This is a genomic window from Streptomyces sp. PTY087I2 (assembly GCF_001687325.1).
In the GTDB taxonomy this organism is placed as follows: Bacteria; Actinomycetota; Actinomycetes; order Streptomycetales; family Streptomycetaceae; genus Streptomyces.
In genome coordinates, this window is the sequence record NZ_LZRD01000018.1 from 66,653 (window position 1) to 88,352 (window position 21,700).

General features: G+C 72.1%; 21 protein-coding genes and 1 tRNA gene. 11 read left to right on the top strand and 11 right to left on the bottom strand.

Features of this window, described 5'->3' with window-relative positions:
* Positions 1 to 54 precede the first annotated feature (54 nt).
* Entirely contained in the window at positions 55 to 546 is a 492-nt protein-coding gene (locus tag A3Q37_RS20420) for an ATP-binding protein (RefSeq protein WP_065486731.1), read from the bottom strand.
* Between the two features lie 202 nt (positions 547 to 748).
* Positions 749 to 1,117 carry an STAS domain-containing protein gene (locus A3Q37_RS20425; RefSeq protein ID WP_065486733.1) on the bottom strand — a complete coding sequence of 123 codons (369 nt, stop codon included), beginning with the start codon at positions 1,115 to 1,117 and terminating at the stop codon, positions 749 to 751.
* A gap of 285 nt (positions 1,118 to 1,402) precedes the next feature.
* Between A3Q37_RS20425 and A3Q37_RS20430 the strand changes: the two genes are divergently transcribed.
* Both A3Q37_RS20430 and A3Q37_RS37890 read left to right on the top strand, forming a co-directional pair.
* Positions 1,403 to 2,392 carry an RNA polymerase sigma factor SigF gene (locus A3Q37_RS20430; protein WP_065486735.1) on the top strand — a complete coding sequence of 330 codons (990 nt, stop codon included), beginning with the start codon at positions 1,403 to 1,405 and terminating at the stop codon, positions 2,390 to 2,392.
* Positions 2,393 to 3,080: 688 nt separating this feature from the next.
* The gene (locus tag A3Q37_RS37890; RefSeq protein ID WP_255311879.1) at positions 3,081 to 3,395 is read left to right on the top strand and encodes a hypothetical protein; all 315 of its coding nucleotides are present in this window, start codon (positions 3,081 to 3,083) and stop codon (positions 3,393 to 3,395) included.
* Here the strand turns inward: A3Q37_RS37890 and hutI are convergent.
* The 4 genes from hutI to hutU form a co-directional block, all read right to left on the bottom strand.
* Positions 3,335 to 4,507, bottom strand: coding sequence for an imidazolonepropionase (gene hutI / locus A3Q37_RS20440; protein WP_065486737.1), 1,173 nt, complete (start codon positions 4,505 to 4,507; stop codon positions 3,335 to 3,337). The genes A3Q37_RS37890 and hutI overlap by 61 nt on opposite strands.
* A 98-nt stretch (positions 4,508 to 4,605) precedes the next feature.
* Complete coding sequence (locus tag A3Q37_RS20445) at positions 4,606 to 5,973, bottom strand: formimidoylglutamate deiminase (RefSeq protein WP_065486739.1); 1,368 nt, start codon at positions 5,971 to 5,973, stop codon at positions 4,606 to 4,608.
* The gene (locus A3Q37_RS20450; RefSeq protein WP_065486740.1) at positions 5,964 to 7,274 is read right to left on the bottom strand and encodes an allantoate amidohydrolase; all 1,311 of its coding nucleotides are present in this window, start codon (positions 7,272 to 7,274) and stop codon (positions 5,964 to 5,966) included. The genes A3Q37_RS20445 and A3Q37_RS20450 overlap by 10 nt, the downstream gene beginning before the upstream one ends.
* Positions 7,274 to 8,932, bottom strand: a complete 1,659-nt coding sequence (gene hutU, locus A3Q37_RS20455; protein ID WP_065486742.1) for a urocanate hydratase — start codon at positions 8,930 to 8,932, stop codon at positions 7,274 to 7,276. The genes A3Q37_RS20450 and hutU overlap by 1 nt, the downstream gene beginning before the upstream one ends.
* 136 nt (positions 8,933 to 9,068) lie before the next feature.
* Here hutU and A3Q37_RS20460 point away from each other — a divergent pair, with 136 nt between their 5' ends.
* From A3Q37_RS20460 to A3Q37_RS20480, 5 genes are all read left to right on the top strand, one after another.
* Positions 9,069 to 10,454 carry an APC family permease gene (locus tag A3Q37_RS20460; protein WP_065486743.1) on the top strand — a complete coding sequence of 462 codons (1,386 nt, stop codon included), beginning with the start codon at positions 9,069 to 9,071 and terminating at the stop codon, positions 10,452 to 10,454.
* 158 nt (positions 10,455 to 10,612) lie between these two features.
* On the top strand, positions 10,613 to 11,020 hold the full coding sequence (locus tag A3Q37_RS20465) for a hypothetical protein (protein WP_065486745.1): 408 nt from the start codon (positions 10,613 to 10,615) through the stop codon (positions 11,018 to 11,020).
* The gene (locus A3Q37_RS20470) at positions 11,017 to 11,820 is read left to right on the top strand and encodes a helix-turn-helix domain-containing protein (RefSeq protein WP_065486746.1); all 804 of its coding nucleotides are present in this window, start codon (positions 11,017 to 11,019) and stop codon (positions 11,818 to 11,820) included. The genes A3Q37_RS20465 and A3Q37_RS20470 overlap by 4 nt, the downstream gene beginning before the upstream one ends.
* A 38-nt stretch (positions 11,821 to 11,858) precedes the next feature.
* A complete protein-coding gene (locus A3Q37_RS20475) occupies positions 11,859 to 12,335 on the top strand; it encodes a roadblock/LC7 domain-containing protein (RefSeq protein WP_065486748.1) in 477 nt (158 codons plus the stop codon).
* A gap of 171 nt (positions 12,336 to 12,506) precedes the next feature.
* On the top strand, positions 12,507 to 12,881 hold the full coding sequence (locus A3Q37_RS20480) for a hypothetical protein (protein WP_065486750.1): 375 nt from the start codon (positions 12,507 to 12,509) through the stop codon (positions 12,879 to 12,881).
* Between the two features lie 31 nt (positions 12,882 to 12,912).
* Here the strand turns inward: A3Q37_RS20480 and A3Q37_RS20485 are convergent, their stop codons facing one another.
* On the bottom strand, positions 12,913 to 13,758 hold the full coding sequence (locus A3Q37_RS20485) for a MurR/RpiR family transcriptional regulator (RefSeq protein WP_065486751.1): 846 nt from the start codon (positions 13,756 to 13,758) through the stop codon (positions 12,913 to 12,915).
* Positions 13,759 to 13,925: 167 nt separating this feature from the next.
* On the opposite strand from A3Q37_RS20485, the gene A3Q37_RS20490 reads away from it, so the two are divergent.
* Positions 13,926 to 14,342: a hypothetical protein gene (locus tag A3Q37_RS20490; RefSeq protein WP_065486753.1), complete on the top strand. Its 417-nt coding sequence runs from the start codon at positions 13,926 to 13,928 to the stop codon at positions 14,340 to 14,342.
* 430 nt (positions 14,343 to 14,772) lie between these two features.
* Here A3Q37_RS20490 and A3Q37_RS20495 read toward each other — a convergent pair whose 3' ends face one another.
* Positions 14,773 to 16,179 (bottom strand): cystathionine beta-synthase, encoded by a 1,407-nt coding sequence (locus tag A3Q37_RS20495; protein WP_065486757.1) that lies wholly within the window; start codon positions 16,177 to 16,179, stop codon positions 14,773 to 14,775.
* A gap of 159 nt (positions 16,180 to 16,338) precedes the next feature.
* Here A3Q37_RS20495 and A3Q37_RS20500 point away from each other — a divergent pair, with 159 nt between their 5' ends.
* From A3Q37_RS20500 to A3Q37_RS20510, 3 genes are all read left to right on the top strand, one after another.
* Positions 16,339 to 17,340, top strand: coding sequence for an SGNH/GDSL hydrolase family protein (locus A3Q37_RS20500; protein WP_065486759.1), 1,002 nt, complete (start codon positions 16,339 to 16,341; stop codon positions 17,338 to 17,340).
* Positions 17,341 to 17,494: 154 nt separating this feature from the next.
* Positions 17,495 to 18,715, top strand: a complete 1,221-nt coding sequence (locus tag A3Q37_RS20505; protein WP_065486761.1) for an acetyl-CoA C-acetyltransferase — start codon at positions 17,495 to 17,497, stop codon at positions 18,713 to 18,715.
* Between the two features lie 220 nt (positions 18,716 to 18,935).
* On the top strand, positions 18,936 to 19,850 hold the full coding sequence (locus A3Q37_RS20510) for a hypothetical protein (protein ID WP_255311880.1): 915 nt from the start codon (positions 18,936 to 18,938) through the stop codon (positions 19,848 to 19,850).
* 18 nt (positions 19,851 to 19,868) lie between these two features.
* On the opposite strand, the gene A3Q37_RS20515 is transcribed toward A3Q37_RS20510, so the two are convergent.
* From A3Q37_RS20515 to A3Q37_RS20525, 3 genes are all read right to left on the bottom strand, one after another.
* A complete protein-coding gene (locus A3Q37_RS20515; RefSeq protein WP_065486764.1) occupies positions 19,869 to 20,186 on the bottom strand; it encodes a hypothetical protein in 318 nt (105 codons plus the stop codon).
* Between the two features lie 140 nt (positions 20,187 to 20,326).
* Entirely contained in the window at positions 20,327 to 21,208 is an 882-nt protein-coding gene (locus tag A3Q37_RS20520; protein ID WP_065486766.1) for a Bax inhibitor-1/YccA family protein, read from the bottom strand.
* 212 nt (positions 21,209 to 21,420) lie between these two features.
* Positions 21,421 to 21,506, bottom strand: a tRNA-Leu gene (locus A3Q37_RS20525).
* Positions 21,507 to 21,700: the final 194 nt, after the last annotated feature.

Below are 21,700 nucleotides of genomic sequence, written 5' to 3' on the forward strand. Positions count from 1 at the left end.
GACAAAGAGCGCGCCGATCCGGCGCGCTCTTTTCGGTGCGGGTGGGGGCGGCCTCTACGCGGGGGCGGCGAGCTCCGCCCAGACGGTCTTGCCCGGGGCGTCCGGCGTACGCAGCACGCCCCAGTCCAGGCAGAGGCGCTGCACGATGAACATGCCGTGGCCCCCGGGCCGGCCGGCGCGGTGCGGGGTGCGGGGGGCGGGCTGGCCGGCGCCCCGGTCGGCGACCTCGACCCGCAGCCCCTTGGGGGTGCGGCCGATGCGGAGCTCCTCGGGGCCGTCCGCGTGCAGGCAGGCGTTGGTCACCAGCTCGGAGACGACCAGCAGGACGTCCTCGGCGGCGGCCCTGCGGTCGGCGGTGGACGCCGGGAGCCAGCCCCAGTCGTGCAGGGCCTGCCGGGCGAAGTCCCGGGCCGTCGGAACGATGCCACTGGCCTGTGCGAGCGAGAGCGTGCGCCACTGCCGCTCGGCCGGGACGGGCGAGGCCGCGCCCGCTTCGTCCGGCTCGCGACCGAGGTCGCCCGGCGGATGCTGCCGGGTGGTGCTCATCAGCGCTTCACCTCACCGATTCGCCATGTCGCCATGTCGCCGTTGAACAGATAGTGATCAGTTACCGAGTGTGCCGGAGCCCTCGCGGGGCACCGACGGGGTGTCTCCTGCCCTGCCATGTCGCAACAACACCCACTTGAGGCACACGATCGCGTGACACAGCCGACATCAGGGACGCCCGCGGCCGCACGGTCGTGCCGGGTCAGGTGGCCAGGGCCTCGTCGAGCGTGGCGTGGACGGTGAAGACCGCCTCGGCGCCGGTGATCTCGAACACCCTCGCCACGACGGGCAGCATTCCGGCCAGATGGACGCCGCCGCCGGCCGCCTCCGCCTTGAGGCGGGCGCCGAGCAGCACGTTCAGCCCGGTGGAATCGCAGAAATCCAGGCGGGAGCAGTCGACCACCAGGCGCGAGCGCCCCTGCTCGACCGCACTCTCCAGAGGCTCGCGCAGCAGATCCGCGGTGTGGTGATCGAGCTCACCCACCGGGGTCACCACCTCGCTGCGCCCCTCGGTCCGGGCCTCGACCTGAAGCCGACCCCGGTTCGCACTGCCGACCGTCCCGCGGTCCATGCCTGTCCCTCTTCGCCGTTCGTCACTGTGCGCGTCACTGCCTGTGCGGCTGTATGCGTAGCTGCCGCCGACGTGCGTAAAACAGTACGCGTTCCGCACGCCACACGGTAGTCGGAGACCTCAACAAACCGGACATATGGCGGCAATTGGCGCTTGTCACTGCTGGTCAAGACCGGGTATGGGTAGAGGGACACCAGAAATGCGACCGGCTTCGGAGGCGCCGCTTCACCGCAGGAACACGTATGGGCATCGGCAGCCATATGCCGAGAACGATGGAGGAGAACCATGTCACCCCGGCTCGACGTAGCGCGTACCCAGAACGCGTCGTCGGCATGTCCTCAGGGACCGACCAATTCCGACTCCCCCGCCGCGAGCGCCGTCCCCGGCCCGCGCACCGGCACCGCCGGTAACCCCAGCACCACCAGCACCACCTCAGACTTCTCCGGCGCTTCCGACGAGGGCCTCGAAGGGCTCGAAGGGCTTCCCGAGATCCCGCCGTACGCCGAAGTGGGCGCTCTGGACGCCAGGGCCCTGTCGAAGACGCTCTTCGAGCGGCTGGAGTCCCTCGAAGAGGGCACCCACGAGTACAGCTACGTCCGCAACACCCTCGTCGAGCTGAACCTCGCGCTCGTCAAGTTCGCCGCCTCCCGGTTCCGCTCCCGCAGCGAGCCGATGGAGGACATCGTCCAGGTCGGCACCATCGGCCTGATCAAGGCGATCGACCGGTTCGAGCTGAGCCGCGGGGTGGAGTTCCCGACCTTCGCGATGCCGACGATCGTCGGCGAGATCAAGCGCTTCTTCCGGGACACCAGCTGGTCCGTGCGCGTGCCGCGCCGGCTCCAGGAGCTGCGGCTCGACCTGGCGAAGGCCGGCGACGAGCTCTCCCAGCAGCTGGACCGCGCGCCCACCGTGGCGGAGCTGTCCGAGCGGCTCGGGATCACCCCGGACGAGGTCGTCGAGGGCATGTCCGCGAGCAACGCGTACACCGCGAGCTCGCTCGACGCCAAGCCCGAGGAGGACGACGGCGAGGGCGCCCTCGCGGACCGCATCGGCTACGAGGACCACGGGCTCGAAGGCATCGAGTACGTCGAGTCCCTGAAGCCGCTGATCGCCGCGCTGCCCGCCCGGGACCGGATGATCCTCTCGCTCCGCTTCGTCAGCAACATGACGCAGTCGGAGATCGGCGAGGAGCTGAACATCTCGCAGATGCACGTCTCCCGCCTGCTCTCCCGCACGCTGACCAAGCTCCGCAAGGGTCTGACCCTGGAGGAGTGATCCCCCACCCGGCCCACCGCCCCGCCACGGGGCCCGGTGGCCGAGGAGCACCGCGGAAGGACCCGCCCCGGACATCGGGAGCGGGTCCTTCCGCGTGTGGGGCGGTACGGAGCCGGGCCCGGGGGTCGGCTACTCATCCGCGATGAGTACGCCACCGGAGGCGGTCGGTGTCCGCGGGCTCCTAGCGTTTCGATCATGAACGCGCCCCGGCCCCACCCCTGGTATCGCACGGCACCCCGCCGGCACCTCCTGCGCCGTCCACCCCTCCCCCGGTCCCGCGCCGCCCGCGTCCTCCGCGCGGTGGTCGTCGCGGTGGCAACGGTCGCCGCACTCGCCTGGCTGTGGAACGGGACGCCGTATCCGAAGTCCGACCCCGACCGCATCGCCGCCCAGCTCAAGGACCAGGCCCAGCGCGCCTACGACGAGGCCGCGCTGCCCGGCCGGCCCGAGGTGGAGCTCGGCCGGGTGGAGACGGGAACGTGCTACTACCGAGGCCTGCGGAGCCTGGCCCACATCGACCGGGGCCGCTCGGACGTCAGGAGCTTCAACTTGGACTGGCAGGTGACTGCGGTCCCGGAGGACGTCGCCCGGTCCGGCCTGCACCGGATGCGGGCGCGGCTGGAACGCGAGGGCTGGACCTTCGTCGGCAGCGGCGTGGACCGGCCCGGCCCGGTCCGGCCTGCACCGGATGCGGGCGCGGCTGGAACGCGAGGGCTGGACCTTCGTCGGCAGCGGCGTGGACCGGCCCGGCTTCCGCTTCCGGAACCCGGACGCCGGGGACGACGGCGAGCACGTGGAGCATGTGGACGCGCGCTGGTACCGGGAGACCGGAACGTACGCCGTCAGCGTCTACGCGGGCTGCGGGAAGCTTCCCGACGGCTTCTACGAGTACACGTGGCCGGAGCGCGACTGGGCCCCGGCGGCGGCCCCCCGGACCGTCCGTCACACCACCCGCTCCCCGCCCCGCCACACCGCGCTGACCAGCGGGACGCCCGGGCGGTAGGCGAGGTGGACGTGGCTGGGGGCGTCGAGGAGGACCAGGTCGGCTCGGGCGCCGGGGGTGATGCGGCCGATGTCGGTGCGGCGCAGGGCCGCGGCTCCGCCCGCGGTGGCGGACCAGATCGCCTCGTCCGGGGTCATCCCCATGTCGCGTACGGCCAGTGCGATGCAGAACGGCACGGACGAGGTGAACGACGAGCCGGGGTTGCAGTCCGTGGAGAGCGCGACGGTGGCCCCGGCGTCGAGGAGGCGGCGGGCGTCGGGCCAGGTGGCGCGGGTGGAGAACTCGGCGCCGGGGAGGAGGGTGGCCACGGTGTTGCCCTGGCCGAGCGCGTCGACGTCCGCGTCGGTGAGGTGGGTGCAGTGGTCGGCCGACGCCGCGTCGAGCTCGACGGCGAGCTGGACGCCGGGGCCGTAGCTCAGCTGGTTGGCGTGGATGCGCGGGTGCAGCCCCTTGGCGCGGCCCGCCGTGAGGATGGCGCGGGCCTGGTCGCCGTCGAAGGCGCCCTGCTCGCAGAACACGTCGATCCAGCGGGCGTGCGGGGCGCAGGCCTCCAGCATCGGGCCGGTGACCAGGTCGACGTATCCGGCGGGGTCGTCGGCGTAGTCGGGGGACACGATGTGGGCGCCGAGGTAGGTGACCTCGTCGGTGTGGCGGCCCGCGATGCGCAGGGCGCGGGCCTCGTCCTCGACGGTGAGGCCGTAGCCGGACTTGGTCTCGAAGGTGGTGGTGCCCTGGCGCAGGGCCTCGGCGAGGTAGCGGGCCACGTTGGCCGACAGCTCCTCGTCGGAGGCGGCCCGGGTGGCGGCGACGGTGGTGCGGATGCCGCCCGCGCGGTAGGGCTGCCCGGACATGCGGGCGTTGAACTCCTGGGTGCGGTCGCCCGCGAACACCAGGTGGGAGTGGGAGTCGACGAAGCCCGGGATCGCGGCGCGGCCGGCCGCGTCGAGGACGTTGTCAGTGGCGGGTGCTTTGCTGGATTCACCGGTCCAGACGATGCGGTCGCCCTCGATGACGACGGCCGCGTCCTGGATCAGGCCCAGGGGGGTCCCGTTGCCGAGGGAGGGGTCATTGGTGACCAGGCTGGCGATGTGGGTGACGGCGGTGGTCGTCATCTGGAGAGTGTTCTCCTTGCGTTCCGAAGGTTCCGGGGGCGGTGGTGCGGGCCGGGTGCTTCCTGCGCTCGGTCGCCCGGGGCGGTCGCGTGCGGCTCTCAGCCGTGCAGGGCGGCGATGGCTGTCGCGAGCGCCCGGGGTACGTCCTCGATCTGTGTGTGACGGCCGTCCCGGACGATGTGCCGCCCCGCCACGACCGTGTGCCGCACATCAGCGGCGGAGGCGGCGAATACGGCGGTCTCCGCTGCCAGTCGGGGCACCGGTCCCGCTGTTCTGACGGAGTCCAGGGCGACGGTGGTCAGATCGGCAGGGGCGCCCGGCTCCAGCACGCCCGCGTCGGGGCGGCCCAGTGCGGCGTGCCCGTCGGCGGAGGCGGCCCTCAGCAGGGCGGCGGCCGTCCAGTGGCCCCGGATGTGGGTGCGCAGCCGCTCGTTGAGCTCCATCGCCCGCGCCTCCTCGAAGAGGTCGATCACGGCGTGGCTGTCGCTGCCCAGCGAGAGCGGCGAGCCCGCCTTCTGGAGGGCGGCGGCGGGGCCGATGCCGTCGGCCAGGTCGCGTTCGGTGGTGGGGCACATGCAGGTGCCCGTCGCCGAGGAGCCCAGCAGTTCGATGTCCGCCTCGGTGAGGTGCGTGTTGTGGATGCCGGTGGTGCGCGGGCCGAGGACTCCGTGGTCGGCCAGCAGCCGGGTGGGGGTGCGGCCGTGGGCGGCCCGGCAGGCGTCGTTCTCCGCCGTCTGCTCGGAGAGGTGGACGTGCAGCGGGGCCTCCCGCTCCTCGGCCCACCGCGCCACGGTGTCCAGCTGGTCCGCCGGGACCGCCCGGACGGAGTGGATCGCCGCGCCGATCAGCGTGTGGTCGTCGCCCTTGAGGAGGGCGGCGCGCTCCGCCCAGGCCTCGGCGGTGGTGTCGGAGAAGCGCAGCTGGTGCCGGTTGGGCCGCTCGCCGAATCCGGCGGCGAGATAGGCGGTGTCCAGCAGGGTGATCCGGATCCCCGCCTCGGCGGCGGCCGCGATGAGCGCCTCGCCCATGGCGTTCGGGTTGGCGTAGGGGGTGCCGCCGGGGGCGTGGTGCAGATAGTGGAATTCGCCGACGGAGGTGATGCCGGCCAGGGCCATCTCGGCGTACGTGGCGCGGGCCAGGTCGAAGTAGGTGTCCGGGGTGAGCTTCGCCGCCGTGCGGTACATCAGCTCGCGCCAGGTCCAGAAGGTCCCGGTGCCCACCTGGACGGTGGCGCGCAGGGCCCGGTGGAAGGCGTGGGAGTGGGTGTTGGCGAGGCCGGGGAGGGTCAGGCCGCGCAGCGCGGTCGCGCCGGGCGGGGGTGTCTCGACCCCGGTCCTGATCCCGGCGATGCGGCCGTCCGCGACGTCCAGGGTGACGCCCGGCTCGACGTGCGTGCCGAGCCAGGCGTGGTCCATCCAGTAGGTCGCGGTGACGGGGGCGCCCGCCGTCCGTTGTGTCAGCTGCACGCGAGACCTTCCAGTACGTCGGCGAGTGCCTCGACCCCGGCCGTGCAGTCGTCCTCGGCGGCGTGCTCGGCGGGTGAGTGCGAGATGCCGGTGGGGTTCCGTACGAAGAGCATGGCGGTGGGCACCGAGGCGGACAAAATACCCGCGTCGTGGCCCGCGCCGGTGCCGAGGACGGGCACGGGCCGCCCCGTGTCGCCGCTGCCCTCCAGGATCTTGGCCAGCTCGTCGCGGAGGGCGTGCTCGAACTCGACGACGGGCGTGAACGATTCGCGTACGACGTCGAGATCGATCCCGGCCCGCTCGGCGTACTCCCGGGCGGCGCGCTCGACGCCGGTGACGACGGCGTCCAGAGTGGCCTGGTCGGCGGCGCGGGAGTCGAGCCAGCCGCGCACGAGGGAGGGGATGGCGTTGACCCCGTTGGGCTCGACCGCGATCTTGCCGAACGTGGCGAGCGCGCCGGTCAGTTCGGCCTCGCGGCGGGCGGCGAGCACGGTCTCGGCGTACGTGAGCATCGGGTCGCGGCGGTCGACGAGCCGGGTGGTGCCCGCGTGGTTGGCCTCGCCCCGGAAGTCGAACCGCCAGCGGCCGTGCGGCCAGATGGCGGAGGCGATGCCGACGGGGTCGCCGGTCAGGTCGAGGGCGCGGCCCTGCTCCACGTGGAGTTCGACGAACGCGCCGATCCGGGCGAGGCGTTCCGGGTCGGGACCGATGGTCCCGGGGTCGTACCCGGCCGCCTCCATGACGGCGGGCAGGGTGGTCCCGTCCGCGTCCCGCAGGCGGTGGGCGTCGGCGACGGTGAGCTGTCCGGCGGCGAGCCGGGACCCGACGCAGGCCAGGCCGAAGCGGGCGCCCTCCTCGTCACCGAAGTTGGTGACGGCCAGCGGCCGGGTGAACTCCACTCCCCTGCGGTGGAGTTCGTCCAGAGCGGCGAAGGAGGACACCACGCCGAGCGGGCCGTCGAAGGCCCCGCCGTCCGGGACGGAGTCCAGATGGGAGCCGGTGACGACGGCGTCCCCGGCCAGGGGGTCGCCGAGCCAGGCCCACTGGTTGCCGTTGCGGTCGGTCTCGTACGCGAGCCCGCGCGCCTCGGCCTGCGTACGGAACCAGGCCCGGCAGTCGAGGTCGGCCGCCGACCAGGCGTAGCGCCGGTAGCCGCCGCTGTCGGGGTGGCGCCCGACGGGAGCCAGCTCCCGCCACATCGAGAGGAAGGAGTCCCCGGCACGCCACGGCTGCCGTCCCGGGGCGGGAGGGGTGGGCCCGGCCGCACCGGCCGGACCCTGCCCCGAGGTGCCCGTGGGCATCAGTTGCCCTCCGTCATCGGGACCCGTACACCCTTGTCCGCGGCGACGGACTCCGCGATGTCGTAGCCCGCGTCGACGTGGCGGATGACGCCCATGCCGGGGTCGTTCGTCAGGACGCGGCGGATCTTCTCGCCCGCCAGCTTCGTGCCGTCCGCGACGGAGACCTGGCCCGCGTGGATGGAGCGGCCCATACCGACGCCGCCGCCGTGGTGGAGGGAGACCCAGGAGGCGCCGGAGGCGACGTTGACCATGGCGTTGAGGAGCGGCCAGTCGGCGATGGCATCGGAGCCGTCGAGCATGGCCTCGGTCTCGCGGTACGGGGAGGCGACCGAGCCGCAGTCGAGGTGGTCGCGGCCGATGGCCAGTGGGGCGGCCAGTTCGCCGCCGGCGACCATGTCGTTGAAGCGCTCGCCGGCCTTGTCGCGCTCGCCGTAGCCGAGCCAGCAGATCCGGGCGGGCAGCCCCTGGAAGTGGACGCGCTCGCCGGCCATCTTGATCCAGCGGTGCAGCGACTCGTTCTCCGGGAAGAGGTCCAGGATCGCCCTGTCCGTCTTGTGGATGTCGGAGGCCTCGCCGGAGAGGGCCGCCCAGCGGAAGGGGCCCTTGCCCTCGCAGAAGAGGGGGCGGATGTAGGCGGGGACGAAGCCGGGGAAGTCGAAGGCGCGGTCGTACCCGGCGAGCTGGGCCTCGCCGCGGATGGAGTTGCCGTAGTCGAAGACCTCGGCACCGGCGTCCATGAAGCCGACCATGGCCTCCACATGGCGGGCCATCGACTCGCGGGCGCGCTGGGTGAAGTCGGCGGGCTTCTCGGCGGCGAGGGTGGCCATGTCGTCGAAGTCGACGCCGAGCGGCAGGTAGGCCAGCGGGTCGTGGGCGCTGGTCTGGTCGGTGACGATGTCGATCGGCGCGCCCTCGGCGAGCATCCGGGGCAGCAGCTCGGCCGCGTTGCCGAGGAGGCCGATGGAGAGGGGGCGGCGAGCGTCGCGGGCCTCGGTGGCGAGCTGGAGCGCGTGCTCCAGGCTGTCGGCCTTCACGTCCAGGTAGCGGTGCTCGATGCGGCGCTCGATGGCGCGCGGGTCCACGTCGATACAGATCGCCACGCCGTCGTTCATGGTGACGGCCAGCGGCTGGGCGCCGCCCATGCCGCCGAGCCCGGCGGTCAGGGTGATCGTCCCGGCCAGCGTTCCGCCGAACTTCTTCGCGGCGACGGCGGCGAAGGTCTCGTAGGTGCCCTGGAGGATGCCCTGAGTGCCGATGTAGATCCAGGACCCGGCGGTCATTTGGCCGTACATGGTCAGGCCCAGCTGTTCCAGGCGGCGGAACTCCTCCCAGTTGGCCCAGTCGCCGACCAGGTTGGAGTTGGCGATGAGGACGCGCGGCGCCCACTCGTGGGTCTGCATGACGCCGACCGGCCGCCCGGACTGGACGAGCATCGTCTCGTCCTGCTTGAGCGTCTGGAGCGTGCGGACCATCGCGTCGAACGAGCGCCAGTCGCGGGCCGCCTTGCCCGTGCCGCCGTAGACGACGAGCTTGTCCGGGTGCTCGGCGACCTCGGGGTCCAGGTTGTTCTGGAGCATGCGCAGGGCGGCTTCCTGCTGCCATCCCAGGGCGGTCAGCGCGCTGCCGCGCGGTGCCCGTACGGGGCGGGGTCCTGACATGGCGGTGCCTCCTCGCGACGGTGGAAATCTATTCACATCCTGATGCTCTGAATAGTCGTAGTCAACAGGTGGGGTTCGCGTCGCGGCCGGGAAGGCGTGTTTCCTACCCGTCCCAGCGGCCGTCCCGGAGGCATCGATGAGCACTCCCGACCCACCCCCAAGTGCGCAGCCGCCCGAGAAGGACGGCGGATCGCCGCCGCTCAAGCGCGCCCTCGGCCCCAAGCTGCTGATCCTCTTCGTCATCGGCGACATCCTCGGCACCGGCATCTACGCCACCACCGGAGACGTGGCGGGCAAGATCGGCGGCGCGCTGTGGCTGCCGTTCGCGATCGGCTTCGTCGTCGCGCTGCTGACGGCGGCCTCGTACGTGGAACTGGTCGGCAAGTACCCGAAGGCGGCCGGGGCCGCGCTCTACACCCAGAAGGCGTTCAAGGTCCCCTTCCTGACCTTCGTCATCGCCTTCATGGTCATGTGTTCGGGCCTCTCCTCGGCGAGCGCCGCGGCCCGGGCGTTCAGCGGCGACTACCTGGGCGAGTTCACCGACGCGGTGCCGCCCACCCTGATCGCGATCCTGTTCATCCTGGCCCTCGCCGCGATCAACCTGCGCGGGGTCTCCGAGTCGGTCAAGGCGAACGTCGTCCTGACCCTGGTCGAGGTCAGCGGGCTCGCGGTGATCATCGCGATCGGCGCGTACGCCGTGCTCAGCGGCGAGGGCGAACCCTCCCGGCTGACCCAGATCGAGACCGGCGGCACCGGATACGCCCTGCTCACCGGCGTCCTCGGCGCCACCGCGCTCGGCTTCTTCGCGTTCGTGGGCTTCGAGGACTCGGTCAACATGGCCGAGGAGACGAAGAACCCGGCCCGCAACTTCCCCCGCGCCATCTTCATCGGCGTGGGCGTCACCGGCACCATCTACGTCCTGGTCGCCCTGATCTCCTCGCTCCTGGTCGACTCCCGGACCCTGTCGGGGTCCAGCGGCCCGCTGCTGGAGGTGGTGAAGGCCGGGGGCGTCGATTTCCCGCCGAAACTCTTCGCGCTGATCGCCCTGTTCGCCGTCACCAACTCGGCCCTGATCAACCTCATGATGGCCTCGCGGCTCTGCTACGGCATGGCCAACGAACGCATCCTGCCGCCCACGATGGGCAAGGTGCTGTCCGGCCGGCGCACCCCCTGGGTCGGGATCGTCTTCGTCTCCGCCCTGGCGATCGGCCTGGTCTCCACCGGCGAGATCGAGGGGCTCGGCGACACCACCTCGTTCCTGCTGCTCTGCGTCTTCGCCGTGGTCAACATCGCCGTACTGGTGCTGCGCAGGGGCCCGGTGGGCCACCGCCACTTCCGTACGCCCACGGCGCTTCCGGTGCTCGGTGCGCTCACCTCGCTCGTCCTGGCGAGCCCCCTGGCCGACCGGGGCTCCGACGTGTACATACGCGCCGGAATCCTGCTGCTCATCGGGATCGGGCTCTGGGTGCTCAACAAGGCGGTGATGACCGCCCGCGAGAGGTCCGGCGCCGACGCCTCCTGACCGGACGTCACCACACCCCCCGGCCACCGCATTTCAGCCGCTCCTTTACACCCCGGAGGGCATGTACCAAAGGAAAATGCCAGAACCTCCACCAGCCGTGAGCACGTTGCGTAGCCTCTGCGTTACAGCCGTACGCCACGTCGGGAGGGGAAATCCGCGTGCCCGGAATCGACGAGTGCCTGCTCGAAGTCATGAGGCTGCCCGGTGCCCGGGGCGCCTCGGTGGTCGACTGGACGAGCGGTCTCGCCCTCGGCACCATCGGGGACTCCCCCAACGGCGACCACGAGGCGACCGCCGCCGAGACGGCGGAGGTCGCCCGGATGACCGCGGAACAGCCCGCCTTCGCCCACCTCGGCGCGGAAGGCGAACGGACCGCGGAGTCACCGAGCACCCCCGTCGAGGACGTCATCGTCACCACCCACGACGGATACCACATGCTCCGATTCGTGGAGACGGCATTCGACAGCAGCGTCTTCCTGCATCTGTGGCTGGACCGCTCGGCGGGCAATCTCGCGCTCGCCCGGAGGCGGCTGGGCGAACTGGCCGAGCGGCTGGTGCTGGCATGAGCGCGATAGCCGCCCCCGACGTCCCCGGGACGGACCGGCTCCCGGTCCTCTCCCCGATGCTCCAGCGCCTGGCCGCCGAGCGCGCCACCGGCGCCCTGATGCGCGACCGCGGCACGCTCTATCTCGCCGACGGCCAGGTGGTGCACGCCGAGAGCCCCGCCACCCCCGGCATCGACGTCCTGCTCACCACCGGCGGGACCCTGCGGCACGAGGGCTGGTGGGACGCGGTGGCGCAGGCCGGGGCGGGCCACCGGGTCGGCCGCTATCTCGTGGACAGCGGCCATGTGCCGGGCGGGGCGCTGGAGTTGTGCCATCTGGGCGCGCTGTACGACGCCGCGTTCTTCGCGCTCGCCCCGACCGGGACGCCCGCCCGCTTCCGTTACGGGGTGGCGCACTGGATCGGTCCGGTGCGGCCCGTGCCGGTGGCCGCCGTGGAGCGCGAGACACTGCGCAGACGGGAGTTCCTGGACCGGATCTGGCCCGACCCCGCCTGCGACAGCGCCCCGCTCCTGCGGACCGCGCACCGCACCGACGCCCTGGTCCCGGCCCGGCAGCGCCGGCTCCTGGACCTGGTCGACGGGGTCCGTACGGCCTCGGACATCGCGCAGGCGCTGGGCCGCTCCGCGTTCCACATCCTGGTCGACCTGCGGCGCCTCGCGGCGGCCGGCCTGGTGGAGGCGGTCCGCGCCCAGCCCCTGCCGGCCGCCGAGACGCCCGGCCGGATCACGCTCCCCGAGGTGACCGCCGACCCCGATATCGCCCTGCTGCGCCGACTCCGAGACGCATTGGAGGCCCTGTGATACGCGCGCTCAGACAGCGTGCCGGGAGGAGACAGCTGATGGTGCCCGAGGCCGAAGTGCGTGATGTCCTCGACGAGCTCCAGCGGTTACGCGCCCGGGTCCCCCTGCTCTCCGGGGCGCTGGCCGCCTCCACCGACGGGCTCGTCCTGGCCCACGACACCCCGGGCGTCGAGGCGGAGGGCGTCGCCGCCCTCACCGCCGCGGCCCTCGGCGTCTCCATCCGCATGACCGACGCCACCGGCCGGGGCGGCTTCCGGGAACTGCTGGTCCGCGGCGGCAGCGGCTACATCGCCACCTACGCCGCGGGCTCATCCGCCGTCCTCACCCTGCTGGCCGAGGACCGCATCAACGTCGGCCGGCTCCATCTGGAGGGCCGCCGCGCGGGCGCCCGGATCGGCGAACTCGTCGACACCGCACTGGAGCGCGTCGAGCGCCCCGCCGCCGCGGCCACCCGGGCCGCGCCGCCGCGCCCGGCCACCGCACCCGACCGCGCCCTGCCGCAACGCCCCACGTAACGCACCTTCGCGCAGCGGTCGCCCGATTCCCCCCACCCGTACCGCCACACCCACCGGGACTCAGCCATCACGCAGAAGCCCGAGCACCAGCCCGCAAGGAAGCCGGCCCAGCGGCCGGCACAGAAACGGACCCGGTCACCGCGACCGGCCAGGGAAAGGAAACGAGCCACCATGGCGAACACCGAAGCGTCTCTGAAGGAAGCGATGAGCTCGATCGAGGGCACCACGGGTGTCGCCCTCGTCGACTACACGAGCGGGATGGCTCTCGGCACGCTCGGCGGCGGGAAGGACTTCAACCTGGAGGTCGCCGCCGCGGGCAACACCGACGTCATCCGCGCCAAGCTCCGCACCATGGAGCACCTGGGGCTCAAGGAGGAGATCGAGGACATCCTCATCACCCTGGGCACCCAGTACCACCTGATCCGGCTGCTCAAGACCCGTGGCGGCAACGGCCTGTTCCTCTACCTGGTGCTGGACGCCAGCCGGGCCAACCTGGCCATGGCCCGCCACCAGCTGAAGAAGATCGAGTCGGAGCTGGAGGTCTGACACGTCCGGGGCGGCGCGGGGCCCGGGGCCCTCACTCCACGAACAGGCCGCGCGCCGCCGCCCGTACGTCGAACTCCTCCAGCCGCGCCTGGGCGTCGGGAAGTCCGTCGCACATGGCCTCCAGCAGCACCCGGCCGAGCAGCATCGGCGCGCAGACGGTGTCGAAGGAGAGCCCGGAGCCGATCGCCGCCGGGAGCAGCAGATCGCTGTGCTTGGCGACGGGCGCGAACGCGGAGTCGGCGACCGTCACGACGGTCAGCCCCTGGTCCTGGGCGTACGCCAGCGCGTCCACGCTCTCCTTGGGGTGGCGCGGCAGCGCGAAGCACATCAGGGCGGTGGCCCCGGCCCGGCGGGCGGAGTCGATCCGGTCGGCCAGCATGCTGCCGCCCTCGTCGAGCACCCGGACGTCGGGGTGCACCTTGGCGGCGAAATAGCCGAAGCCGCGCGCCTGCGAGGAGGCGGCCCGCAGCCCGAGCACCGGCAGGGGCCGGGAGCCGGCGAGCAGTCGGCCGGCCCGCTCGACGGGCGCGGGGTCGGCGAGCACGTCACAGAGGTGCTGAAGGTTCTCGATCTCGGCGCGGACGGCCTGCTGGTACTCGTTGTACCGCTCCCCCGCCTCCTCCTGCTCCGGCTCGGCGGGCGCGACCTCGCGCAGATGCCTGCGCAGCGCCGGATAGCCGTCGAAGCCGAGGGCGACGGCGAAGCGGGTGACGGAGGGCTGGCTGACCCCGGCCAGCTCGGCCAGCTCGACGCTGGAGAGGAACGGCGCGTCGGCGGCCCGGCGGACCATGCAGTGCGCGATGCGCCGCTGGGTGGGCGTGAGCCGGTGGCCCTCGAAGAGCCGCTGCAACCGTGCGGTGGGGCTGCTCCCGCTCATGGTGTCCCCTTGCTGGATCCGTCGCGCCCGACCGGCGCCGACCATTCTATTCAGCCAGGAAGGTCGCTGTATGTCCATATGCAGGAGCCCTGTGCGGGGGTTAGCCCCACGGGATTCGGGGGCTAGCCCTACTGTCATGGGGGCCCGGACTCCGTAACGTCATTCGTATGGAAGCCCGTGACCACGAGCTCAAGAAGGAGCTCGCCGCCACCCTCCAGGCCCGCGGCGAGCTGGGCGCGGAGTACGAGGCCGTGCTCATCGAATCGTTCCTGGAGAAGGTCGAGCAGCGCCTCGACTCCACGCTCGACCGCCGGGTCCGCCGCCAGCTCGCCGAGCAGCAGACGAGCACCGCCCGGGGGCCGCGCCCGGCGGAGCCGGAGAGCTTCGGGGAGCGGCATGCGCTGGGGATCGTCTCGCTGATCCTGGCCGTCCCGCTGTCCGCGATCGGCGTCGTGAACGCCGGGATCGAGGGGCTGGTGGTGGCCTGGCTCGGCATCGTCGGCGTCAACGCGTTCCAGGCGGCGCGGGGCGGGGGGCTGTTCCGCCGCCGGGACGAACGGACGTCGTCCGACTGGAAGGACTGAGCCCGGCGGGGGGATGGAGAAGGGGCGAGCCCGAAGGTTATGTCGCGGGGACCGCCGCACCCCCGGTTGCCCGGGGGGCGGGACGACGGCGGTCCCCGCGAGGGACGCGGTCCGGGTCAGGGCCGGATGCCCGCGTCCGGGCGACGGTGGAGGTCCGGGAGCCGCTCCGTAGTCCGGTGTCGCCGTTCTGGGTGCCGGCGGGTTTCCCCTGCCGACACCCACCAATGTGCCGGAGCCGTGTTAAGCGGGTGCTGCGCGGACGTGACGCGCTCGTACCGTTTTCGCGAAGCCCCGCGGCCGGCCTGCCCGAGGCGCGCCGCCCGGCTGTCCCGAGGCCCCACGCCGACCTGTGCCCGGCCTGCCCCAGGCGCGTCGCCCGGCTGTCCCGCAGCCCCGTCGCCCGGTCCGGCCGGGCGGCGGGAACGGCCCGTCAGGCCTTCGCCGTGCCCGCGTCCTTGGCGAGGAACGCCAGCAGGTCCTGCCTGCTCACGACGCCCTTCGGCTTGCCCTCGACGAGCACGATCGCCGCGTCGGCGCCCTCCGCGCCGCTGAGCACGGCCATCAGGTCCTCGACCGGTTCGCCGGAGCCGACCTGCGGCAGCGGGGCCGACATGTGCTTCTCCAGCGGGTCGGTCAGCGAGGCGCGCTGGGTGAACAGCGCGTCCAGCAGCTGCCGTTCCACGACGGAGCCGATGACCTCGGCGGCCATCACGTCCGGGTGGCCGGCGCCCGGCTTCACGATCGGCATCTGCGAGACGCCGTACTCGCGCAGCACGTCGATGGCCTCGCCGACCGTCTCCTCCGGGTGCATATGGACGAGCGAGGGCATCGGGCCCTCCTTGAAGTCCAGGACCGCGCCGACGTTGGCGGAGGTGCCGGAGTCCTCCAGGAAGCCGTAGTCGGCCATCCACTCGTCGTTGAAGATCTTGCTGAGGTAGCCGCGCCCGCTGTCGGGGAGCAGCACCACGACGACATCGTCGGGGCCGAGCCGCTTGGCGACCTCCAGGGCGCCGACGACCGCCATGCCGCAGGAGCCGCCGACGAGCAGGCCCTCCTCCTTGGCGAGGCGGCGGGTCATCTGGAAGGAGTCCTTGTCGGACACCGGGACGATCTCGTCCGTCACATTGCGGTCGTAGGCGCTCGGCCAGAAGTCCTCGCCGACGCCCTCGACCAGATACGGCCGCCCGGAGCCGCCGGAGTAGACCGAGCCCTCCGGGTCCGCGCCGATGACCTGGACCGCGCCGTCGCTGATCTCCTTGAGGTAGCGCCCGGTGCCGCTGATGGTGCCGCCGGTGCCGACGCCCGCGACGAAGTGTGTGATCTTCCCCTCGGTCTGCTCCCACAGTTCGGGACCGGTGGTCTCGTAGTGCGAGCGGGGGTTGTTCGGGTTGGAGTACTGGTCGGGCTTCCAGGCGCCCGGCGTCTCGGTGACCAGCCGGTCGGAGACGTTGTAGTACGAGTCCGGGTGCTCGGGGTCAACGGCGGTGGGGCAGACCACGACCTCGGCGCCGTACGCGCGCAGCACGTTGATCTTGTCCGTGGACACCTTGTCCGGGCAGACGAAGATGCACTTGTAGCCCTTCTGCTGCGCGACGATGGCGAGGCCGACGCCGGTGTTGCCGCTGGTCGGCTCGACGATCGTGCCGCCGGGCTTCAGCTCCCCGCTCTGCTCGGCCGCCTCGATCATGCGCAGCGCGATGCGGTCCTTCACGGACCCGCCGGGGTTGAAGTACTCGACCTTGGCCAGGACGGTCGCCTGGATACCTGCCGTGACGTTGCGCAGCCTCACCAGCGGGGTGTTGCCGACAAGACTGATCATCGAATCGTGGAATTGCACCGTGTACTCCGGGATCTCCGAGATGGTCCGGCCCAGAGTATGCGTACGGGACGCACTGTGCGTACGGGAAGGAGTACACGCGGCCCCGAGCGGGGCAAGTAGGTACGTGTACGGCTGTACGGCGAGGAGGAGGTGGACCGGACTGTGTCGAGGGCAAGGGTGGCACGGCGGATCGCGGCGGGCGCGGCCTACGGCGGTGGCAGCATCGGGTTGATCGGTGCGGCGGCCGTGGGCGTGTTCCTGGCGGAGGTCCAGCTCGCGAAGAGGCAGGTGGGCGGGGGTACGGCTCCGGTTCCGCCGAGCGCGGACGGGCGGTACGGAGTGGCGTTCGCCGGGCCGAACGACGCCATACGGCTCGGGATGCTCGGGGATTCGACGGCCGCGGGCCAGGGGGTGCGGCGGGCCGGGCACACTCCGGGCGCCCTGCTGGCCTCGGGGCTCGCGGCGGTGGCCGAGCGGCCGGTGGACCTGCGGAACGTGGCCCTGCCCGGGGCCCGCTCGGACGATCTGGAGCGGCAGGTGTCGCTGCTGCTCGCGGATCCGGCGCGGGTCCCGGACGTCTGCGTGATCATGATCGGGGCGAACGACGTCACCCACCGGATGCCCGCGACCCAGTCGGTGCGCTGTCTGACGACGGCGGTGCGCAGGCTGCGGACGGCGGGGGCGGAGGTGGTCGTCGGGACCTGCCCGGACCTGGGCACGATCGAGCCGGTCTACCAGCCGCTGCGCTGGCTGGCCCGGCGGGTGAGCCGGCAGCTGGCGGCGGCGCAGACGATCGGCACGGTGGAGCAGGGCGGGCGCACGGTGTCGCTGGGCGATCTGCTGGGCCCGGAGTTCGCGGCGAACCCGCGCGAGCTGTTCGGCCCGGACAACTACCACCCCTCGGCCGAGGGGTATGCCACGGCGGCCATGGCGGTGCTGCCCACGCTGTGCGCGGTGCTGGGCCTGTGGCCGGAGACCGACCGGCTGGACGGCGCCCGGCGCGAGGACATCCTCCCGGTGGCGAAGGCCGCGTCCCAGGCGGCCCGGGAGGCCGGTACGGAGGTCACGGGGGCGCGGGCTCCCTGGGCCCTCCTCAAGCACCGCAGGCGGCGGCGTCTGCCCGCCTCCACGGAACCCACCCCGCACACCCACCCGGACGCCGCCCACGGGCACGCGTGACGGATGGCGCCCAACGCGGCAGGCCGTGCTGAGCAAGCGCTTAGAAAAGAGTTCCGCATCACACGGCCTGCCGGGTGACCCCGGCGATACGTCCGGGTAACTTCCAGAGGAGTTCTGCCGTCCACACAGCCTTCCAGCCCCTTGGAGCCGCGTGATGCCCGAAGCCGTGATCGTCTCTGCCGCCCGTTCGCCGATCGGCCGCGCCTTCAAGGGATCCCTGAAGGACCTGCGCGCGGACGACCTGACCGCCACGATCATCCAGACCGCGCTGGCCAAGGTCCCCGAGCTGGACCCGAAGGACATCGACGACCTGATGCTGGGCTGCGGTCTGCCCGGCGGCGAGCAGGGCAACAACCTGGGCCGCATCATCGCCGTACAGATGGGGATGGACCACCTTCCCGGCTGTACGGTCACCCGCTACTGCTCCTCCTCGCTCCAGACCAGCCGGATGGCGCTGCACGCGATCAAGGCGGGCGAGGGCGACGTCTTCATCTCGGCCGGTGTCGAGATGGTGTCCCGCTTCACCAAGGGCAACTCCGACAGCCTGCCGGACACGCACAACCCGCTGTTCGCCGACGCCGAGGCCCGCACCGCCGCCCGCGCCGAGCAGACCGGCACCGACTGGCACGACCCGCGCGAGGACGGCCTCGTCCCGGACGCGTACATCGCGATGGGGCAGACGGCGGAGAACCTGGCCCGGCTGAAGGGCGTCACCCGCCAGGACATGGACGAGTTCGGCGTACGGTCGCAGAACCTCGCCGAGGAAGCCCTGAAGAACGGCTTCTGGGAGCGGGAGATCACCCCGGTCACCACCCCCGACGGCACCGTGGTCGCCAAGGACGACGGCCCGCGCGCGGGCGTCACCATGGAAGGCGTGCAGGGCCTGAAGCCGGTGTTCCGCCCCGACGGCCTGGTCACCGCGGGCAACTGCTGCCCGCTCAACGACGGCGCGGCCGCCCTGGTGATCATGTCCGACACCAAGGCACGGGAGCTGGGCCTGACCCCGCTGGCCCGGATCGTCTCCACCGGCGTCTCCGGCCTCTCCCCCGAGATCATGGGTTACGGCCCGGTCGAGGCCAGCAAGCAGGCGCTGAAGCGGGCCGGCCTGACGATCGACGACATCGACCTCGCCGAGATCAACGAGGCGTTCGCCGCCCAGGTCATCCCCTCCTACCGGGACCTCGGCCTGCCGCTGGAGAAGGTCAACGTCAACGGCGGCGCGATCGCGGTCGGCCACCCCTTCGGCATGACCGGCGCCCGCATCACCGGCACGCTGATCAACAGCCTCCAGTTCCACGACAAGCAGTTCGGCCTGGAGACGATGTGCGTGGGCGGCGGCCAGGGCATGGCGATGGTGATCGAGCGGCTGAGCTAACCTCTCCGAGCTCCGACCGTGACCGAATCTCCCCCAGGATGTGATCTGCGTCCCGGGGGAGAGTCGTTTTCGCAGGTCAGGCCGGTTTGGGGCTAAACATCGGACCGAAAGACCTGTCCATTTCGTGACGTAATGCACTGACAGCCCGTACCGGTACAGGCCAAGCTGATGTAGGAAGTCGGGGGTATCGATTGAGACCGGGAGTATGTCAGTGAGCGCCATGTCATTTGCCCTGTTGCTGACCACCGCCGCTGCCACGGCCGTCGGCGCCGCCGCACTGCACGCCGCTCACGGGCTGCGCAAGCAGGTCGCGGCGCTGCGCACGGAGCTGGCCGCGGGCCGTGCTTCCGGCGCCTCGGTGCCACCGCAGAGCCGCAGTACGGCCACCCCGGCCGAGGAGATACGCGCGGCCGTCGCCGACGCCCTCGCCGAGGAGCGGGAGCGCGAGCTGGCCGAGGCGCGCGCCTTCTGGGCGGCCCAGGAGGCCCGTGACGCCGCCGACGCCCCGTCCCTGCTCGGCGGTCTGCCGGGCCTGGGCGACGACGCCCCGTACTACCTGCCCCGGCAGGCCGACTTCGCCGGCCTGGAGTCGATGGACCTGGAGGCGGCCGAGGCGATGGAGGAGCTCGTCGAGCTGAGCGAGCGGACCCTCGCGGAGCACGAGGCCGGCGAGCTGACCGATCTCCCGACGGAGCTTCAGACGGAGCTCTCGACGGACCTGGCGACCGGGCTTCCGGAGACCGCGGAGTTCCCCGAGGACTCCCCCGAGCTGGCCGCCGCCCGCCGCCGCCACCCCTCGCACCCGGACTTCGTCCCCGTGCAGACGCCGGTGGTCACCGACCACGAGCGCACCGTGAACCGTCTTGAGGAGCTGGCCGACACCGCGACCGAGCTGACCGATGTGCGGCCCGGCCCGCTGGGCACGCTCGATGTGTACGTCTTCGCCGACGGCACCACGCTCTGCATGACCCCGGGCCACCGTGAGACCGCCGAGCGGCTCGCGGACGCGCTGCGGGCGGGCCGGCAGCCGGTGCTGCTGGGCGGCTCGGGCGTCTCGGGCGCCTACGCGCTGACCTTCTCCTGCGGCGAGGACAACGTGTACATCCTCGCCGACCGCGTCATCGCCTCGTTCTGACCGCCGGGCGCGGGCCGCTCACGCGAAAGCCCGCGCCGCCGCCTCGTCGACATACCGCACGGCCTCGTCCAGCTCCTGGGACGGGGCCGTTTCCAGTGCCACGGCCAGGTCCCGCCCGGCGACGGCGAGCTGGTCGCCCACGGCGAACAGCCCGGCGTCCGGCAGCTCGCGCGGCTCGGCGGCCGGGTTCTCCAGCCGCTGGGCCCGTACGGCGAGCTCCCGGGCGGCGGCCAGCGCCTCGGCGGCCGCGCCGCGCTGGAGGCGGCTCTGCGGGGCCGAGCGCAGCCGGTCGGCGAAACGGTCCACGGCCAGGATCAGGGGCGTCGTATCGAGCACCCGGCCGACCCTACGCGCCCCTCCCGCGCCCCGGCCAACGGCCCGGCACCCGCGAACGCGGAACGGCCCGCAGGCGCGGTGCCTGCGGGCCGTTCCGGTGCTACTGGGTTCTGCGGGTACTACGGGTACTACGAGGTCGCTCAGTCGTCGCCGCTGAGGATCGCGACCAGGCGCAGCATCTCGATGTAGATCCACACCAGGGTCACGGTGAGACCGAACGCGGCCAGCCACTCCTCCTCGCGGGGAGCGCCGTACGCGATGCCGTCCTCGACCTGCTTGAAGTTCAGGGCGAGGATGCACGCGCCGATGACGATGGCCACGATGCCGAAGACGACACCGAGGGCGCCGCTGCGGAAGCCGAGGCCGTCACCACCGCCGAAGACGGCGAACAGGAGGTTGACCATCATCAGCAGCATGAAGCCGATGGCGGCCGCCATCACGAAGCCGTAGAAGCGGCGCGTGACCCGGATCAGACCGGTGCGGTAGGCGATCAGCACACCGGCGAAGACCGCCATGGTGCCGAGCACCGCCTGCATCGCGGCGCCGGGGGCGACGTACATGCTGACGATGTTGCTGACGATGCCGAGGAAGACACCCTCGAACGCCGCGTACGTCAGGATCAGCGCGGGCGAGGGCCGGCGCTTGAACGAGTTGACCAGCGACAGCACGAAGCCGATGAGCGCGGCGCCGATGGCCACGCCGTAGGCGGTGCTCAGGTTCGCCTCGTCGACCGGCATGACCCACCACGCGACGGCGGCGGCCAGGATCACGGTGCCGAGCGTCATCGCCGTGCGCGTCACCACGCCGTCGATGGTCATCACGTCGGTACGGGCGGGCGCCTGCGGGGCGCCGTGCATGTCCGTCTGCGCGTAGGGGTTCGTGGCGTACGGGTTGGCGGCGGTGCCCTGTGCGTACGGGTTGCCCGTCGCGGGGGCCCCGGCCTGCGGCGCCGCGTTGAAGCCCGCGTGGCCGTTGTCGCGGCTGAACCCCCGTCGCGAGAAGACCGGGTTGCTGCTCCTCATCTCACTCCTCCATGGCCACACTGCGTGGCCTTGCCACAAGAGTAATGGGTAGGCAAAAGAATCACCCTAGTGCCCGGGGAGGATCTTTCCGGCATCCGTGACGGACCGCCCGCCGGGGGCCCGGCCGGGTCCCGAGGCGGTCCGGTGGCGGGGATGCGGGGCGATGGTGCGGTCACGGTCCGGGCCGCCCGGGTCACGCAGCGTGCGGTGCGTGGTGCCCGGAGCCGGACTCGAACCGGCACGCCCCCGAGGGGCAGCGAGGTTTAAGCTCGCCGTGTCTACGTTCCACCATCCGGGCGTGCCGCGCGGCTCCGCGTCTGGCTACCGACCCTATCGGGGGCCGTCCCTCGATCAGCGGAACAGTGGCGCGATGTTGTCTTATTTTATTGACCGCTTGAGGGTCCGTCAGCACATGGGGCCGGGCTGACCACACGCCCGCGACCGATCCCGGGCGGTGTGCGCGCCGCAGCGGAATGACGGAAAGTCGCCGCA